At 47.0% G+C, this 16841-nt stretch carries 17 protein-coding genes; 16 read left to right on the top strand and 1 reads right to left on the bottom strand.

Annotation, left to right across the window (positions count from 1 at the left end; translation table 11 throughout):
- The first annotated feature begins 2 nt into the window (after positions 1 to 2).
- The 16 genes from AS158_RS05045 to AS158_RS04970 are packed head-to-tail and all read left to right on the top strand — an operon-like array spanning position 3 to position 15940.
- Entirely contained in the window at positions 3 to 434 is a 432-nt protein-coding gene (locus AS158_RS05045; RefSeq protein ID WP_038054317.1) for a MarR family transcriptional regulator, read from the top strand.
- A gap of 60 nt (positions 435 to 494) precedes the next feature.
- Positions 495 to 1709 carry an S-layer homology domain-containing protein gene (locus tag AS158_RS05040; RefSeq protein WP_165304621.1) on the top strand — a complete coding sequence of 405 codons (1215 nt, stop codon included), beginning with the start codon at positions 495 to 497 and terminating at the stop codon, positions 1707 to 1709.
- Positions 1706 to 2470 carry a patatin-like phospholipase family protein gene (locus AS158_RS05035; protein ID WP_038054313.1) on the top strand — a complete coding sequence of 255 codons (765 nt, stop codon included), beginning with the start codon at positions 1706 to 1708 and terminating at the stop codon, positions 2468 to 2470. The genes AS158_RS05040 and AS158_RS05035 overlap by 4 nt, the downstream gene beginning before the upstream one ends.
- A gap of 44 nt (positions 2471 to 2514) precedes the next feature.
- Positions 2515 to 3210 (top strand): hypothetical protein, encoded by a 696-nt coding sequence (locus tag AS158_RS05030; RefSeq protein ID WP_038054311.1) that lies wholly within the window; start codon positions 2515 to 2517, stop codon positions 3208 to 3210.
- Complete coding sequence (locus AS158_RS05025; RefSeq protein WP_038054308.1) at positions 3207 to 3824, top strand: hypothetical protein; 618 nt, start codon at positions 3207 to 3209, stop codon at positions 3822 to 3824. Before AS158_RS05030 ends, AS158_RS05025 begins: the two co-directional genes overlap by 4 nt.
- Complete coding sequence (locus tag AS158_RS05020; RefSeq protein WP_165304620.1) at positions 3825 to 6416, top strand: CBS domain-containing protein; 2592 nt, start codon at positions 3825 to 3827, stop codon at positions 6414 to 6416. It begins immediately after the preceding gene.
- A gap of 1 nt (position 6417) precedes the next feature.
- Positions 6418 to 7965: an acyl-CoA carboxylase subunit beta gene (locus AS158_RS05015; RefSeq protein WP_038054303.1), complete on the top strand. Its 1548-nt coding sequence runs from the start codon at positions 6418 to 6420 to the stop codon at positions 7963 to 7965.
- A gap of 9 nt (positions 7966 to 7974) precedes the next feature.
- The gene (locus AS158_RS05010) at positions 7975 to 8280 is read left to right on the top strand and encodes an OadG family protein (RefSeq protein WP_038054300.1); all 306 of its coding nucleotides are present in this window, start codon (positions 7975 to 7977) and stop codon (positions 8278 to 8280) included.
- Positions 8256 to 8654 (top strand): biotin/lipoyl-containing protein, encoded by a 399-nt coding sequence (locus AS158_RS05005; RefSeq protein ID WP_011942895.1) that lies wholly within the window; start codon positions 8256 to 8258, stop codon positions 8652 to 8654. The genes AS158_RS05010 and AS158_RS05005 overlap by 25 nt, the downstream gene beginning before the upstream one ends.
- Before the next feature lie 12 nt (positions 8655 to 8666).
- On the top strand, positions 8667 to 9119 hold the full coding sequence (locus tag AS158_RS05000) for a chemotaxis protein CheW (protein WP_038054297.1): 453 nt from the start codon (positions 8667 to 8669) through the stop codon (positions 9117 to 9119).
- A gap of 17 nt (positions 9120 to 9136) precedes the next feature.
- On the top strand, positions 9137 to 10519 hold the full coding sequence (gene cysS, locus AS158_RS04995) for a cysteine--tRNA ligase (RefSeq protein ID WP_038054295.1): 1383 nt from the start codon (positions 9137 to 9139) through the stop codon (positions 10517 to 10519).
- 11 nt (positions 10520 to 10530) lie between these two features.
- Positions 10531 to 11814, top strand: coding sequence for a serine hydroxymethyltransferase (gene glyA / locus AS158_RS04990; RefSeq protein ID WP_038054293.1), 1284 nt, complete (start codon positions 10531 to 10533; stop codon positions 11812 to 11814).
- The gene (gene upp, locus AS158_RS04985; RefSeq protein WP_038054291.1) at positions 11811 to 12440 is read left to right on the top strand and encodes a uracil phosphoribosyltransferase; all 630 of its coding nucleotides are present in this window, start codon (positions 11811 to 11813) and stop codon (positions 12438 to 12440) included. The genes glyA and upp overlap by 4 nt, the downstream gene beginning before the upstream one ends.
- A 14-nt stretch (positions 12441 to 12454) precedes the next feature.
- Positions 12455 to 14587, top strand: coding sequence for a ribonuclease R (rnr, locus tag AS158_RS04980; RefSeq protein WP_038054288.1), 2133 nt, complete (start codon positions 12455 to 12457; stop codon positions 14585 to 14587).
- On the top strand, positions 14584 to 15003 hold the full coding sequence (locus AS158_RS04975; RefSeq protein ID WP_012310389.1) for a secondary thiamine-phosphate synthase enzyme YjbQ: 420 nt from the start codon (positions 14584 to 14586) through the stop codon (positions 15001 to 15003). The genes rnr and AS158_RS04975 overlap by 4 nt, the downstream gene beginning before the upstream one ends.
- 7 nt (positions 15004 to 15010) lie before the next feature.
- Positions 15011 to 15940, top strand: a complete 930-nt coding sequence (locus AS158_RS04970) for a calcium/sodium antiporter (RefSeq protein WP_038054285.1) — start codon at positions 15011 to 15013, stop codon at positions 15938 to 15940.
- On the opposite strand, the gene AS158_RS04965 is transcribed toward AS158_RS04970, so the two are convergent.
- Complete coding sequence (locus tag AS158_RS04965; protein WP_038054283.1) at positions 15937 to 16794, bottom strand: FlgD immunoglobulin-like domain containing protein; 858 nt, start codon at positions 16792 to 16794, stop codon at positions 15937 to 15939. The two genes, AS158_RS04970 and AS158_RS04965, sit on opposite strands and share 4 nt — an antisense overlap.
- Positions 16795 to 16841 lie beyond the last annotated feature (47 nt).

Genomic DNA, 16841 nt, shown 5'->3' with positions numbered 1-16841 from the left:
ATGTGAAACAACCCTTTGAAAGAATTCTCAGAGAGATCTGTTTCATGGTGAAGGTGGAAGGCAGGAAGGTGTTGAGAGATTTCGGTATAACACCGGCTCAATTTGACATTCTTCAGAAGATCTATTTCGAAGGTCCCAAACGTCCAGGAGAACTCAGCGCTTTGCTGGGAGTAGCGAAGAGCACGGTGACCGGTCTGGTGAAAAGACTCGAGGCAGACGGTTATCTGACACGCACTCCAGACACTGCGGACCGAAGAGCCTATTTTTTGGTTATAACAAGAAAAGGGGAAGAGGTTATAGAGAAGGTCATCGAACGAAGAGAAAATTTCATCGAGAAGATCACGAGTGATCTTGGTAGGGAAAAATCCTCAAAGATACTCGACTATCTGAAAGAGCTGAAAAGCGCTATGGAGAAAAATTTTTCCAAACAATAAACCGGTTGTTCACGGGGTGTTTTCAAGGATGTTTTAAGGTTGAAGAGGGAGGTGAAGTCTTTGAAAAAGATACTTGTTTTTGGGTTGACAGTGATGAGCGTTCTCCTGCTTTCACAGAACATAAAGGATTTAGAGCCAGGATCTCCGTTTTTCGACGCTGTGAATTACGTGGTGAAAGCGAGCATCATGGAACTTGATGACAAGGGGAATTTCAGGGGAGCGCTTCTTGTGACTCGCTACGACATAGCGCAGTACATCTACAGATTGGTCATGAGATTCGAACTTGAAAAATTCAAGGAAAAACTCCCGCTACTCGATGAGCTCGATATTGTAAAGACGGCCACGATCGCTCTCGATGAACGAACCTCTAATCTGGAAAAGAACTACAATTCTTTGAACTCTCGAGTTGATTCTGCTGTACTCGAAATTACCTCCACGGCGAGTGAAGTTTTAGAGTTGAAGACAAAAGCTGATTCTCTGGAAGAAGCGTTCAACAATCTCTCGCTGGCTTTCACCAGCTTCAAGCAGGAAACAGCCGGGATAGATTCGGAGATACTGAGGAGAATAGACGTTGTCGAAAAAAACCTTAAGAAGCTTGAAGAGAGTGCACAACAGAATTCCTCAAGGCTGACTCTTTTGGAAAAGAATCTGGAGAACGTGTCAAGAGAGATAGCTTCTCTTGAAGAAGCAATCACTCAGCTCAGTTCAGATACGCGCAATCTTCTCACCTGGAAACAGAACGCAGGCGAAGACATCCTCATGTTGAAAGGACGAACAGGAAGCCTTTCAGAACAACTGGATCAACTTCGCAAAGAATTGGACTCACTTTCCTCGGATGTGGTGAATCTGAAGAACGAAGTGAATCAGAAAGTTTCTGCTGTTTCCAGCAAAATCTCCACTCAGGAGGAGAGAGTTTCTGATCTGGAAAAGAGTATCTCTCAAATGACAACAAAATTTCAAACACTGGAGTCCAGCGTGGAAAACCTGAAAAGTGATCTGGAAAACCTGAATAAACGTTTCTCCGGATTGGAAGAATCCGTTGCTGAAGATCAACAAAACAGAACGACGATGGAGAGTGAAATCCAGGATCTCAAAAAGCAGGTGATCGATCTTTCAAAGAGGATCGAAAGACTCTCTTCGGACCTGACAGTACTCTCTCAGAAAGTGGAAGAAAAAGAGAAATCTTCGCTCCAGATGGACACCGGCACGTTGATGATGATCGGTGCAGGAGCGCTTGCTCTTCTTCTGGGAATCCTTCTTCTTGCGGGGCGATGAATGTGGTGAAAGGAGTAGCGTTCGCGGCGGGAGGAGTCAAAGGAGCGGCTCACATTGCTTTCCTGGAAAGATCTGGGGACGTGTTCGATGTGGTCACTGGATCATCGATAGGAGCCATCGTAGGGGGACTGTACGCACTCTACGGAGATCCCGCTCTGGTGAAGGATGTCACCTTTTCTCTCATGAAGAAACACTTTGAGGATCTGGAAAAGATGGAATCGGAGAACACCTGGAGAGGGTTGTTTCAACGTTCTCTTTTTAAAGCAGATCTTCTGTTTTCTGTTCTCAAGGAGGTTTTTGGTAGAAAGAAATTCTCTGACTGCAAGAAAACACTCGGTGTTGTGATTTTCGATACAGAAAACTTGGATTCTCTCCTTGTGACAGAAGGCTTTCTGATAGATGCCATCGTGGCGAGCAGTTCTGTACCGGGATATTTCGAGCCGATCTGGATAGGAGGTACTCCCTGTCTGGACGGTGGGGTTCTTGCACCCACACCGGTTTCTCAGGCACGAGAACTCGGAGCGGATTTCGTTGTGGCTTCCGCTTTCAACAGAGAGAAAAAAGAAGGATTTAAAAACCATTTCGAAATGTTCTTTGCAATGGACAGATGGAAGGAGATACTCCTGGAGAGGGAAGAGCTTTCAAAGGCGGATTTTGTGGTGATACACGATGTGAACGAGTCCTGGAACGCTTTCGATAAGTACGAAGAAATCTACAGAAAAGCACTTAGAAATTTGAAGGGAGTGATTTTACCCTGGTAATCGCGTTCGGTGGGGACAGCGGTGCTTATCTGGGAGTTACAGGAGTGCTGAAATTTTTAAAAGATTCGAAAGTCGATTTCACAGCGAGGTGCTGTGGGATTTCTTCTATTCCCTGCGCTCTTTTTTTCCTCACAAGATCTGCTAACAGGACATACTCCATCTTGGTGAAGGAATGGAAGAACATTGAGAAACTTCTCGATCCATTCTTCACGAATGGTATAGACCAGATTTCTATGCTCGATGCTCTTCGGATACTGATGAGAATCGGTGACACGTTGAACGGTGTTCGAAATCACGAGCGCCTGTACAGGTACATAGATTCGCTGTTCCCTGCGCAGAAAATCCCAGGAGGTCTTGAAATCTGGGCTTTCGATCTTTTCGAAGGAAAGGAAGTGGTCTTCAAAGAGGGTGACGATCTGAGAAAAGCGCTCAAGATTTCTCTTTCCTTTCCGATACTCTACCGTCCGTACGAAGACAGGTACGTCCCCATCACTTGGATCACGGGAGTTCCCGAAGGAGAACTTATGGTCCTGTTCGATATAGAAAAAGAAACGCATTCTCCAAGAAACGCACTCGAGTACCTGTTTTTATCGACAACAGCAAGAACAAAGCATCTGGAGAGAGAAAGAACAAAAAAAGCTAAGTGTTTGAGGATATCGTGCTCTTCCCTTTCGCCGGTTTCTACAACGAGACGCGCTTACGAAGAGTTTCCCAGATTCTTCGAGGAGGTGTTTGTGTGAAAAAATCGTTGATCACATTCTTCATCCTTGTGAGTCTTCTCGCATTTTCGAAAACGATTCACATAAAGGCGGATTTTGTGAAACCTTCCGATGAAAGGATAGAGTATTCCGGAAACGTTGTTCTCAAGATCGAAGAAGAGAAATTCACTCTAACTGCCGAGAGTTTGATCGTGAAAAAACTGAGTGGAAAGTGGAGAATAACAGAAGCGAGTTCATCTGTGACTGTGACCCTTGAAGACGGGAAACTGAAAGGAGACAGTCTCATTTACGATGTGGAGACCAGAGTGGGAACCATCACAGGGAGTGTGGAAGGTGAGTTCATCGATAAGACCAGCACGGAAACGATCTATATAGAGTGCGAACAAATCACCTTCGATCTTGAAAAAGACGTTTTTCATGGAGTTGGAGAGGTGAGGATTCTGAAAGGTTCAGTTGAGGTAAGTTCCGAAGAGGTGGTTTACAGAAGAAAAGACGGTATCATAGAGCTCCTCCACAGTGTGAGGTTGAAGGATAAAGAAAAAGATCTGGAGATGGAGGCAGAGAAAGTGACAATGGATCTTGAAGAAGATACAATGGAAGCGAGTTCTGTGACTGTAACCTTAGAGGTGGAGTGAATGAGAGTCATCACCACACACAGATCACCCGATTTCGATGCCTTCGCTTCCTGTGTCGCGGCGAAGAAGCTGTTTGATGACCACATCATAGTTCTGCCTTCCAATCCGGCGAGGAATCTCTCCGATTTCCTCAAAGTCTATTTGGATCACTTTGAATTCATCTGGGATCACGAGTTTGAAGGCGAGGTCACAGAACTCGTGATCGTCGACACACCTTCTCCGGATCGGATTCCAGAGAATATCAGAGAGAAAAGTCAAGGAGCGAAGATAACAGTTTACGATCACCATGTGGATGAAAGTCCATACGATGGAATAGTATCGAAGGTGGGAGCCACGATAACGATACTCGTTGAGCTCATTCGAGATAAAAATATACCACTGGATCCCACCGAAACCACTCTCTTCATGATCGCTCTCTACGACGACACGGGAAATCTACTCTTTTCTTCAACCACACCGCGGGATCTGGAGATAGCGAAGTTTCTTCTGGAAAACGGTGCAAATCTCGATGAAGTGGCACTTTACACAAGAGAAGAGCTCACTCCTAAGCAGATGGAACTGCTGGACGAACTGATAGAGAACGCTCGTGACTATGAAGTGAACGGTGTCCCGATAACCATTTCAGTGATGGAGTGCGAGGACTTTGTGGGAGGATTGGGGCTGATTGTGAGTAAGGTCTGGGAGATGCTGGGAAAGGAAACCTTCATAGCGATTGTGAAGATGGGGAAAAAGATCTACGTTATTGGAAGAACCGGTTCACCCGACGTGGATCTCGGCTCTTTCATGAGAGACCTCGGAGGAGGCGGGCACACGAGGGCAGCCTCCGCAACTATCACCGGAAAAGAGATCGACGAGGTTCTGAAAGAGGTTTTGAATAAACTCCACGATCATGTGGTTCCTCTCCTTCGCGCAAGAGATATCATGTCCTCTCCCGTGAAGGTGGTCCTCTCTGACATGACGATAGGAGAAGTGGATAGATTGATGAAGCAAACCGGACACAGTGGATTTCCAGTTGTTGAGGGGAACAGGCTGGTAGGTATTGTTACGAAGAAAGCAGTTGAGAAGGCGATGAACCATGGTCTGGGTGACAGGCCTGTGAAGTCCATCATGTCGACGAACCTGGTGGTGGCGACTCCTGATACTCCTGTGACCAGGTTGAGAGAACTCATGGTGGAACACGCCATCGGACGAATTCCTATACTGGAGAACGGCATTCTCGTGGGCATCGTAACGAGAAGTGACGTTCTGAGGGCGATATTCGGGAAACCCTTCAAAAAATACGTGATGCCGGTGTTTCAGGCGAACGGACAGATATTCAGAGATGTTTCAAAGCTCCTCGTAGAACGGGTAGATCCGAAGATCTTGAATCTTTTCAGACTTCTCGGGAAGTTCGGTGATGAGGTGAACATGCCCGTTTATGTCGTGGGGGGCTTCGTTCGTGATCTTCTCCTCGGCATAGAGAATCTCGATATAGACATCGTTGTTGAGGGAAACGCTCTGGAATTTGCCGAATACGCCGGTCGTTTTTTGCCCGGAAAGATGGTGAAACACGATAAATTCATGACCGCTTCTCTTTTTTTGAAGGGAGGTCTCAGAATAGACATCGCAACGGCGAGGTTGGAGTACTACGAATCACCCGCTAAGCTCCCCGATGTGGAGATGAGTACGATAAAGAAAGATCTCTACAGGAGAGATTTCACGATAAACGCGATGGCTATAAAGCTTAACTCGAAAGATTTCGGACTGCTGATCGATTTCTTTGGGGGATACAGGGATCTGAAAGAAGGAGTAATACGGGTCCTTCACACCCTGAGTTTTGTAGACGATCCCACAAGGATTCTGCGTGCCGTTCGTTTTGAACAACGTTTTGACTTCAGAATCGAAGAAACAACAGAGAGGCTCCTGAAACAGGCTGTTGAAGAAGGATACCTTGAGCGAACAACTGGTCCACGCCTCAGACAGGAATTGGAGAAAATACTCGAAGAGAAAAACCCTCTGAAGTCAATCAGGAGGATGGCGCAATTCGATGTGATAAAACATCTGTTCCCAAAAACCTATTACACCCCTTCCATGGACGGAAAGATGGAAAATCTCTTCAGAAACATTCCGTGGGTGGAGGAGAACTTCGGAGAAGTTGACAAATTCTACGCAGCGCTCCACGTGTTTCTCGAGTTCTACGACGATGAGAGCTGGAAAGAAGTGAGAGATAGATATTCTCTTCGCCGAAACCTGATAAACGAAATCAGACACGTGGAAAAGAGTGCACCCGCTCTTCTGGAGATGCTTTCGGAAAGGGTTCCTGTTTCTTTTGTTTATCCTCTTGTGAAGGGAGTCTCGAGCGAGACGATCTGTCACTTCCTGGCGTATCTCAGCGGTGAGAAAGAAGAGTTGTTCAAATCCTATCTTCTGAAGATAAAGAACACGAAGCTCGAAAAGATAAACGGGGAGTATCTCATCAGAAAAGGGATAACATCCGGTAAAATAATTGGAGAGGTTCTCGAGAAGATTCTCATGAGAAAACTCGATGGAGATACAAGAGATGAAGAGGAGATACTGAAGGAAGTCCTGGCATCATTAGAAACGGAGGGATAAGATGAGTCTGAGGGATAAGATCGAAGAATTGAAGAAAATCGAGAAGGAGATTGAACAAGGTGGCGGTCCTGAGAAAGTAGAAAAACAGCATGAGTCTGGAAAACTCACTGCCTGGGAAAGATTAGAACTGCTCCTCGATCCTGGAACGTTCGTGGAAATCGACAAATTTGTGGAACACAGAAACACGTACTTTGGACTCGACAAGGTGAAACTTCCAAGGGACGGAGTCATTACGGGTGTTGGTGAGATAAACGGAAGAAAAGTCGCCGTTTTTTCTCAGGATTTCACGGTGATGGGCGGCTCACTGGGAGAAATGCACGCGAAAAAGATCGTAAAACTCCTCGATCTGGCCCTCAAGATGGGAATACCAGTGATTGGCATAAACGATTCTGGAGGCGCACGAATTCAGGAAGGTGTGGATGCACTCGCCGGTTACGGCGAGATATTTCTAAGAAACACCCTCGCTTCCGGTGTGGTACCACAGATCACCGTGATAGCCGGTCCTTGTGCTGGTGGCGCTGTTTATTCGCCCGCACTCACCGATTTCATCGTGATGGTAGACCAGACCGCCAGGATGTTCATAACGGGGCCGAACGTGATAAAAGCGGTAACGGGTGAAGAGATCTCCCAGGAGGATCTGGGAGGGGCCATGGTTCACAATCAAAAGAGTGGGAACGCTCACTTTCTGGCAGACAACGACGAAAAGGCTATGTCTCTGGTGAGGACACTCCTCTCGTACCTTCCCTCCAACAACGCCGAAGAACCACCCGTTGAAGATCCCGATACCAGTCTGGAAACTCCAGAGGACATTCTCGATATCCTTCCGGACAATCCGAACAAAGGGTACGATGTGAGGGAAGTCATCAAAAGGGTCGTGGATCACGGAGAGTTCTTCGAAGTTCAGCCGTACTTTGCGAAGAACATCGTCATAGGCTTTGCCAGGATTCAGGGAAAAACAGTGGGAATAGTGGCGAATCAGCCTTCCGTGTTCGCCGGTGTTCTGGATATCGATTCCTCAGACAAGGCGGCACGTTTCATCAGATTCCTCGACGCCTTCAACATTCCTATTCTGACCTTCGTGGATACCCCTGGTTATCTCCCAGGTGTTGCTCAAGAGCACGGTGGCATCATAAGACACGGAGCGAAGATGCTCTACGCGTACAGCGAGGCAACGGTTCCAAAGATTACGGTTATTCTTCGAAAGGCCTATGGAGGAGCGTACATCGCCATGGGTAGCAAACACCTGGGAGCGGATATGGTTCTTGCCTGGCCGTCCGCCGAGATTGCGGTCATGGGGCCTGAAGGAGCGGCGAATATTATCTTCAAGAAGGAAATAGAGGCTTCTTCCAACCCCGAAGAAACGAGAAGAAAGCTCATTGAAGAATACAAACAGCAGTTCGCGAATCCTTATATAGCGGCGAGTAGAGGATACGTGGACATGGTGATAGATCCGAGAGAGACAAGGAAGTACATAATGAGAGCCCTTGAGGTTTGTGAGACGAAAGTTGAGTACAGACCGAAGAAGAAGCATGGAAACATCCCTCTGTGAGGTGAGGTAATGATCACCATCTTTCTGTTCGGAATAGTGACGGTATTTTTTGTATTTCTTATTCTGTACTTATTCTCTATTGTCTTGAAGTTTTTCTCAGGAAAAGAGAGACCCGCTGTTGTTGAAGAGAAGAAAATCAGGTATTCAAGGGAGAACGAAGAAATAATAGCGGTTATCTCGGCGGTGCTTTCACAAATAATCGAAGGTGACTACAGAATAGTTTCTGTGAAAAAAAGCAGAGAAAAACGAGGATACGAGGCATGGAGAAAAACTGGCTGGAGGAGGAGAAGATGGTCAGAAAGTTCAGAGTGGTAGTGAACGGAAAGGAGTACATTGTGGAAGTAGAGGAGATAGGAAACGTTAGCAAAAAAGAATCGACAAAACCATTGAAAGAAGTATCTCAGAGGGTTGTTCAGGAAATTCCTAAGGAAGAACCAAAACCGGTTGTGGTAGAAAGAGAAGAATCTTCGGAGGAAGAAAAACTGGTTAAGGCCCCTATGGCCGGGATCGTTCTGAAGGTACTCGTAAAAGAGGGTCAAAAAGTGAGCGTGGGAGATAAACTACTCGTTTTTGAAGCTATGAAGATGGAAAACGAGCTTCAGTCCGAGTTTTCTGGGACAGTAAAAGAGATCCTTGTGAAAGAGGGAGACAACATAGAAACGGGTCAGATACTCATGAAAATCGTGTGAGGGGGGATGGAGATGGAACTGAAGGTGGTGACGTTCAAGCTGGGAAACCAAGTGTTCGGCGTGGACATCATGAAAGTGGAGAGCATAGTCGAAGTGGAAAGGATCGTTCCCGTTCCAGAGACGGCGGAGTACATAGAGGGAGTCATGAACCTCAGAGGGAGAATCATTCCGGTGGTGAATCTCAGAAAGAAGTTCAAGATGCCAGATATAGATGACAAGAAGAAGGCGAAGATCATTGTTTCGATGGTGAAAGACACGCTGATCGGTTTCTTGGTGGACGACGTGAGCGAGGTTCTGACGCTTACAGAGAGCGATATCGAACAACCTCCTCAGAATCTCGCAGGAAAAGGGAAGAGCTACATTCTCGGGTTTGCAAAGGTCCGTGACGATATCGTGATCATTTTGAACATAGAAGAGGTTCTCACTTCGGAGGAACTGGTGGAGATCAGCAATATAAACATATGAAAGCTGGAGGTGCATCGATGAGAATAACCAACACCATGACAGGAAAAAAAGAAGAATTTGTGCCTATTCAACCTGGTGTTGTGAGGATGTACGTGTGTGGACCCACCGTGTACGACCTCATCCACGTGGGAAACGCGAGACCCGCAGTGGTATTCGATGTGTTCAGAAGGTATCTCGAATACAGGGGATACAGGGTCATAATGGTTCAAAATTTTACGGATATAGACGACAAGATCATAAACAAGGCGAATCAGCTCGGTGTCGACTACCAAACCGTGGCGGATACCTTCATAGCCGAGTACTGGAGAGATGCTCATGCCCTCGGTATAAGACCGGCGAATTTTCACCCCAGGACCACCGATTTCGTTGATGATATTGTTGAGATAATAGAGAGACTCGTAGAAAAAGGTTTTGCGTATCAAACGGAAACGGGTGTCTATTTCGATGTGAGAAAGTTTGAAAAATACGGTGAACTCTCTAAAAAGAAAATAGATGATCTCATCGCGGGTGCCAGAGTCGAGGTAGACGAAACGAAGAAGTTTCCTCTCGATTTCTCGCTCTGGAAAAAAGCCAAACCTGGTGAACCTTGCTGGAAGTCCCCCTGGGGAGAAGGAAGACCAGGATGGCACATAGAGTGTACGGTTATGTCCGTGAAAATCCTGGGAGAGAGTTTCGATATACACGCGGGTGGGGAAGATCTCGTGTTTCCGCACCACGAGAACGAGAAAGCCCAGACCGAAGCCCTGACCGGTAAAGTTTTCGCGAGATACTGGATGCACAACGGCATGGTCAGGTTCCTTGGTGATAAGATGAGCAAATCGACAGGAAACATCTTCACCGTCCGTGAAGCCGTGAAAAAGTACGGTAGAGACGGTTTGAGATACATGATTCTCTCGAAACACTACAGGTCACCGATGGACTTCTCTGAAGATCTTCTTCAGGATTACTCAAGGGCGGTCAGACGCGTCTGGGAGATTCTTGGGCGATATGAAAAATCTGGAGAAACCGGAATACCCAAGAGAAACACCATCTATGAGGAGTACGTGAGTCGTTTTGTGGAAGCCCTTGACGACGATTTCAACACACCGGTGGCGGTGTCGTTGATTTTTGAACTTGCAAGAAACCTCAGCAAGGCGATGGATGACAACGACCGTGAAAATGCCCTTCTGTACTATCACCTGATCAGAAGAGAGTTTGGACCCGTTCTGGGACTTTTCGATCTCAACGAAGAGAAAAAAGAAGTTTCCTCAGAAGAACTACTCAAACTGCTGATAGAAGTGAGAGATGTCCTGAGGAAGGAGAAAAGATACGATCTTTCTGATCGAATAAGAGATCACCTCAGAGAGATTGGAATCGTTTTGAAGGATACCCCTTCGGGGACAGAATACACTGTCAAGTGAGGTGATTTTTCGTGTGGAAACATGTAAAACAGGTTGATCCCGAGATATACGAGGTTCTTGTGGGCGAGTTGAAGCGCCAAGAGTACGGTCTGGAGCTGATCGCCTCTGAGAACTTCGCGTCACTCGCTGTCATAGAGACCATGGGAAGCATGCTCACCAACAAGTACGCAGAAGGATACCCGAAGAAGAGGTACTACGGTGGTTGCGAGTGGGTGGATCGAGCAGAAGAACTCGCCATAGAGAGGGCAAAGAAGTTGTTTGGTGCTAAATTTGCAAACGTTCAGCCACACTCCGGATCTCAGGCGAACATGGCGGTTTATCTGGCACTCGCCCAACCCGGAGACACGATCATGGGAATGTCCCTGTCACACGGGGGCCATCTCACCCATGGAGCACCGGTGAATTTCTCAGGGAAGATCTTCAAGGTGGTACCCTACGGAGTCAATCTGGAAACGGAAACGATAGATTACGACGAAGTCAGAAGACTCGCTCTGGAACACAAGCCGAAGATAATCGTTGCGGGTGGAAGCGCTTACGCCAGAATCATCGACTTCAAGAGATTCAGAGAGATCGCCGATGAGGTTGGAGCGTACCTGATGGTGGATATGGCTCACTTCGCCGGACTCGTCGCGGCGGGAATTCATCCGAATCCTTTGGAGTACGCCCATGTGGTGACTTCCACCACTCACAAGACTCTCAGGGGTCCCAGGGGTGGCTTGATCCTCACGAACGATCCAGAGATCGCCAAAGCCGTGGATAAAACCATATTCCCCGGTATTCAGGGCGGGCCTCTCATGCACGTCATAGCGGCGAAAGCCGTCTGTTTCAAGGAAGCCATGACGGAGGAGTTCAAAGAATATCAGAAACAGGTAGTCAAAAATGCTAAAAAGATGGCTGAAGAGTTCCAGAAACGAGGTTACAGAATCGTTTCTGGAGGAACCGATACACACCTGTTCCTGGTGGATCTCACACCAAAAGACATAACTGGTAAAGCCGCAGAGAAGGCTCTGGAAAGCTGCGGAATCACGGTGAACAAAAACACCATTCCCAACGAAAAGAGATCGCCGTTTGTGGCGAGCGGTATCAGAATAGGAACACCCGCTGTTACAACCCGCGGGATGAAGGAAGAAGAGATGGAAGAGATCGCCGAGATGATAGACCTGGTTCTTTCGAACGTGACCGATGAAAACGGAACGGTGAAACCAGAGGTGAGGGAAGAGGTTTCAAAGAGGGTAATGGAACTCTGTGAGAGATTCCCTCTGTACCGAGACAAGATCGAAGGGGTGGAAATATGAAGAATCTCGTTGTAGTTGACCATCCCCTCATAAAGCACAAACTCACGATCATGAGAGACAAGAACACCGGTCCGAAGGAGTTCAGAGAACTGCTCAGAGAGATAACCCTCCTCCTCGCGTACGAAGCCACGAGACATTTGAAGTGCGAGGAAGTAGAGGTGGAAACTCCCATAACGAAAACGATCGGATACCGTATAAACGATAAGGATATCGTGGTGGTTCCTATTCTCAGAGCCGGTCTTGTGATGGCGGATGGTATTCTTGAATTACTTCCAAACGCGTCTGTGGGACACATAGGAATATACAGAGATCCAGAAACACTTCAGGCAGTGGAATACTATGCCAAACTGCCTTCTCTCAACGATGATAAAGAAGTGTTCCTATTGGATCCCATGCTGGCAACGGGTGTTTCTTCAGTAAAGGCCATTGAGATTTTGAAAGAGAACGGGGCGAAGAAGATCACACTGGTGGCTCTGATCGCGGCTCCAGAGGGAGTGGAAGCGGTGGAAAGAAAATACAAAGATGTTAAAATCTACGTTGCGGCATTAGACGAGCGCCTCAACGATCACGGTTACATCATTCCTGGTCTTGGAGATGCGGGCGACAGACTCTTCAGGACAAAATAAGAGAAGGTGAGTGCATGAGTTCAATAAAAAAGGGAGATGTTGAAAGATTCATACTTTCAGATGATTACAAACCCATGGTGTTGAAAGAACTCTACAAAAAGTTCAGGGCAAAGACAAGAGAAGAGAGAAGAAAAGTGAGAGAAGTTGTGAAAAAACTGGAAAAAGAAGGAAGGATCTTCAGAGACAGCAGGGGAAGATACAGAAAACTCGGTGAAGATCTCAAAGTAGGAACGATCGAATTCACGCGAAGCGGCTACGTAGCCTTTGTCATAACGGACGAGTTTGAAGAAATCGCCGTTCCCATTGAAGACACGAAGTACGCCATGCATAAAGACAGGGTAGTTGTTGAGATATCAGGGACCTGGAGGGGCCTTCCAAGAGGTAGGGTTGTAAAAGTTCTCGAACGTGGTCTCACGAGGGTTGTCGGTGTTTTTGATCACAAAGGAACCTTTGGATTTGTTGTGCCGGATGACCCGAAGATATCGTACGATTTCTACGTGGCACCCGAGAACATCGACGGTGCGAAACCCAACCAGAAAGTGATAGCAGAGATCCTGAAATATCCTTCTCCCGGAAAGAACCCAGAGGCGAAGGTTGTGAAAGTGCTCGGTGATCTCGACGATCCTTCCATCGACCTTCCAAGTGTCATAGTGAAACACGATCTTCCAGAACCGGGTGAATTCCCGGAAGAGGTCATAAGAGAGGCAAACGCGATACCGGCCAGGGTGAGAAAGAAAGATCTTGCCGGCAGGAAAGACTTGAGAGACAAGGTCATCGTCACTATAGATGGTGAAGATGCGAAGGACTTCGACGATGCCATCTCTGTGGAAAAACTTCCGAACGGAAATTACCTCCTTGGAGTTCACATAGCGGACGTTTCACATTACGTGAAAGAAGGTTCCGCACTGGATCAGGAAGCCTTCAAGAGGGGAACGAGTGTGTATCTCATAGATACCGTGATTCCAATGCTTCCCTTCAGACTGTCCAACGGTATCTGCAGTCTCGTGGAAGGAAAAGACAGACTCACCATGAGTGTGGAGATGGAGATAGACAGAGATGGACGGGTCGTGAGATACGATGTCTATCCGAGTGTGATAAAGAGCAAAAAGAGGATGATCTACGAGAGGGTGAACGAATTTCTGGAGGATCCCTCTTCGATGAAGGAGTACGAACCGTTCAAAGAGCTCATATACAACGCGGTGGAACTTGCGGAGATATTGAGAGAAGCACGAAGAAAGCGTGGAGCCATTCTGGATATAGAAAGTGACGAGGTGAAAGTCATACTGGATGAGAACGGTCAGGTGATGGATATCGTTCCAAGAAAAAGAGGTGTGGCGGAGAAATTGATAGAGGAATTCATGATCAGAGCGAACGAGACGGTGGCCGAGATATTCGATCACGCTGGACTTCCTTTCATGTATCGTGTACACGAGGAGCCCGATCCCGAGACCATTTTCCAGTTGAGGAACTATCTTGAAGCGATGGGAATAAGAACGAATTTCCCACAGAATATACATCCGGGAATGCTCCAGAAGCTTCTGGAGAAGGTTAAAGATCATCCTTTGAGAAGTAGTGTGGAGAGACTCCTCGTCAGATCCATGAAGAGAGCGATGTACTCGGCCGTGAACATTGGTCATTTTGGGCTCGCTTCTTACGCCTATACGCATTTCACCTCACCCATAAGAAGGTATCCTGATCTGGTCGTTCACAGACTTTTGAAACTCTACCTTGAACAGAACGGGTATTTCACTCCCGAGCAGATCGAAAAATTCTCCAAAGTGCTTCCAAAGATCGCGAGACACTGTAGTCGAAGAGAAAGAGTCGCGGACGAAGCAGAGTGGGACCTTGTGGCTATGAAGAAGGTGGAATACATAGCTCACCACATAGGAGAGATATTCAACGTTGTTGTGACGAACATCACCAAATTTGGACTGTTTGTGGAGATCCCTGAAAAGAGCATCTCCGGCCTTGTTCACATATCGACACTGGACGACTACTACTACTACGACGAAACAAGAAACATGCTCATCGGAAAGCGAAAGGGAAGGGTCTTCAGGCTGGGAGATGTTCTCAGGGTAAAAGTGATGAGAGCGGACAAGATCAGGGGTGAGATAGACTTTGTGTTGGTGGAGGAGGATGAGGAATGAAGAGTTACAGAAAAGAACTCTGGTTCCACACGAAGAGGAGAAGAGAGTTCATCAACATAACACCACTTCTGGAGGAGTGTGTTAGAGAAAGCGGCATAAAAGAAGGCCTCCTTCTCTGCAACGCCATGCACATAACCGCGAGTGTCTTTATAAACGACGATGAACCAGGTCTTCACCACGATTTCGAGGTGTGGCTCGAAAAACTCGCCCCGGAGAAACCGTACTCTCAGTACAGACACAACGACACTGGAGAAGACAACGCGGACGCTCATCTCAAGCGTACAATCATGGGAAGAGAGGTGGTCATAGCCATCACCGATGGAAAGATGGATCTGGGACCGTGGGAGCAGGTTTTCTACGGTGAGTTCGATGGCATGAGGCCAAAGAGAGTCCTCGTCAAGATCATAGGGGAGTGATGAGGCTGTGTCTTTTCTTCTGACAGCTCTAGGAATAGCGATTCTTGTGATCGGCGCGAACTGGCTCGTTACGGGAGCGTCGTCGCTGGCACTGACACTGGGAATTTCAAAGTTGATCGTGGGGCTTTCAGTTGTCGCTTTTGGAACATCTCTTCCCGAACTTGTTTCTTCTCTTGTTTCCGCCAGTAAGGGATATTCCAGTATAGCGATTTCCAACGTGGTTGGGAGCAACATAGCAAATATTGGTCTCTGCCTTGGGCTTGCTGCCATTCTTCAATCCGTACCGGTGAAGAGAAGCACTGTGAGATCTGAGATTCCGTTCATGATTCTGGTTACCATCTCTTTAATCAGTTTGTTTCTGAAAAATCACTATCTTTCCTGGCACGATGGAGTTGTATTTCTTTCTTTCATGGTAATCTTCATGTATTACCTGATCACTTCAGCGAAGGAAGTGGTGGAAGAGGAACTGGAAGAGATAAAACCACAGAAGAGTGTTGCGACCAGTCTTTTAATGATCGCAGGTGGAGTTCTCGCTCTCTGGCTCGGCGGAGACCTTACCATAGAGAACGCGGTGAAAATAGCCGAGACTTTCGGTCTCTCTCAGGCGTTTATAGGTCTGACTGTGATAGCTGTTGGAACTTCTCTACCGGAACTTATGGTAAGTATCGTCTCGGCGGCGAAAAAGGAGAGTGACATCCTCGTTGGAAACATCGTAGGAAGCAACGTCTTCAACATTCTTTTCATACTGGGAGTGAGCTCGTTCTTCGGAAGATTGACCGTGGATGTCGACTACTCTGTGGATCTCTGGTTTCTTTTCATAACGTCGACTCTTCTCCTCATTTTTGCTGTTTCCAGAAGGAGAATTTCACGCTTCGAAGGGGCAATTTTCCTCATTGTCTACTCTGTGTACGTTTACTTTGTAGTACTCAGAGGTTAATGAACGAGGATCAGAAGAACCATCAGTGCGAGGATCGAACCGATAAACAGTTCTTTGAAGTAGGTGTATTCGCTTCTGTCCACGATCACTTCTTTTTCTACGGATTGTATCTCATCGTCAGTCGAGGCAGTTGCTCTCACCCTGTATCTGCCGTCTGGTGCACCTTTTCCGTCCCAGATCAACCTGTTCGTTCCCTCAGAGCCTTTCAGTTGCTTGAACCAGATGGTTTCTCCTCTGTTGTTCAGGACCTCCACACTCAGGTCTGCGGGTTTGGAGAGGTAAACATAGAACGTGGTTTTATCGTTGTACCAGTCACCGTTCGGTGAGAATCTCTCAGGTTCCACTTTCAAGTCGAGTGCGAGCGCCTTCTCTTCCAGATATATGTTGATTGTATTCTCACTCCTTGGTTTTACCTGGACGGTCACCGTTTCTTCCTTGTATCCCGGTGCTTTGAATGTGAGCGTCACTGTACCGACCGGTACGTAGAGTGTATCTTTGACACTGCGAATATTTCCCAGGTACATACCTTCAGCGAAGACCTCAACAGGGTACACGTTCGAGAAGACTCTCAGAGCTCCCGCTTCTTTCAGATTCGCGAATATAACGAATTCTCCCGGAGATGAGACGATGATTTCACTTTCAAACGGGATGTACCAGCTTTTTCTCACCGTTATGGTGAATTTTCCGGAAGAATTCAATGTGAGTATCATCTGACCGGTCACGTCGACCGTTCCCACGTAGTTTCCGTTTATGAAAACCTGAGAAAGTGGTTCCGAATAAACGATCAGGACGTAATTGTCCGCCAATACGATGCCTGTAATCAGCAGAAAAAGAACCGGTAAAAATCTTCTCATGTTATCCACCTCCCATCGATCTTATTTTACACCGGTTGAAGGCGTTG

The sequence above is a fragment of the Thermotoga sp. 38H-to genome (genome assembly GCF_011057665.1).
Lineage (GTDB): Bacteria > Thermotogota > Thermotogae > Thermotogales > Thermotogaceae > Thermotoga.
The sequence above is the reverse complement of the archived record's forward strand: the minus strand, read 5'-3'. Positions and strand labels throughout refer to the sequence as shown.

Bases quoted from the DNA above. Each gene is read 5' to 3' on its own strand.
- AS158_RS05035 (WP_038054313.1), top strand. From the start codon at position 1,706: ATGAATGTGGTGAAAGGAGTAGCGTTCGCGGCGGGAGGAGTCAAAGGA.
- AS158_RS05020 (WP_165304620.1), top strand. From the start codon at position 3,825: ATGAGAGTCATCACCACACACAGATCACCCGATTTCGATGCCTTCGCT.
- AS158_RS05015 (WP_038054303.1), top strand. From the start codon at position 6,418: ATGAGTCTGAGGGATAAGATCGAAGAATTGAAGAAAATCGAGAAGGAG.
- AS158_RS05010 (WP_038054300.1), top strand. From the start codon at position 7,975: ATGATCACCATCTTTCTGTTCGGAATAGTGACGGTATTTTTTGTATTT.
- AS158_RS05005 (WP_011942895.1), top strand. From the start codon at position 8,256: ATGGTCAGAAAGTTCAGAGTGGTAGTGAACGGAAAGGAGTACATTGTG.
- AS158_RS05000 (WP_038054297.1), top strand. From the start codon at position 8,667: ATGGAACTGAAGGTGGTGACGTTCAAGCTGGGAAACCAAGTGTTCGGC.
- cysS (WP_038054295.1), top strand. From the start codon at position 9,137: ATGAGAATAACCAACACCATGACAGGAAAAAAAGAAGAATTTGTGCCT.
- upp (WP_038054291.1), top strand. From the start codon at position 11,811: ATGAAGAATCTCGTTGTAGTTGACCATCCCCTCATAAAGCACAAACTC.
- rnr (WP_038054288.1), top strand. From the start codon at position 12,455: ATGAGTTCAATAAAAAAGGGAGATGTTGAAAGATTCATACTTTCAGAT.
- AS158_RS04975 (WP_012310389.1), top strand. From the start codon at position 14,584: ATGAAGAGTTACAGAAAAGAACTCTGGTTCCACACGAAGAGGAGAAGA.
- AS158_RS04965 (WP_038054283.1), bottom strand. From the start codon at position 16,794: ATGAGAAGATTTTTACCGGTTCTTTTTCTGCTGATTACAGGCATCGTA.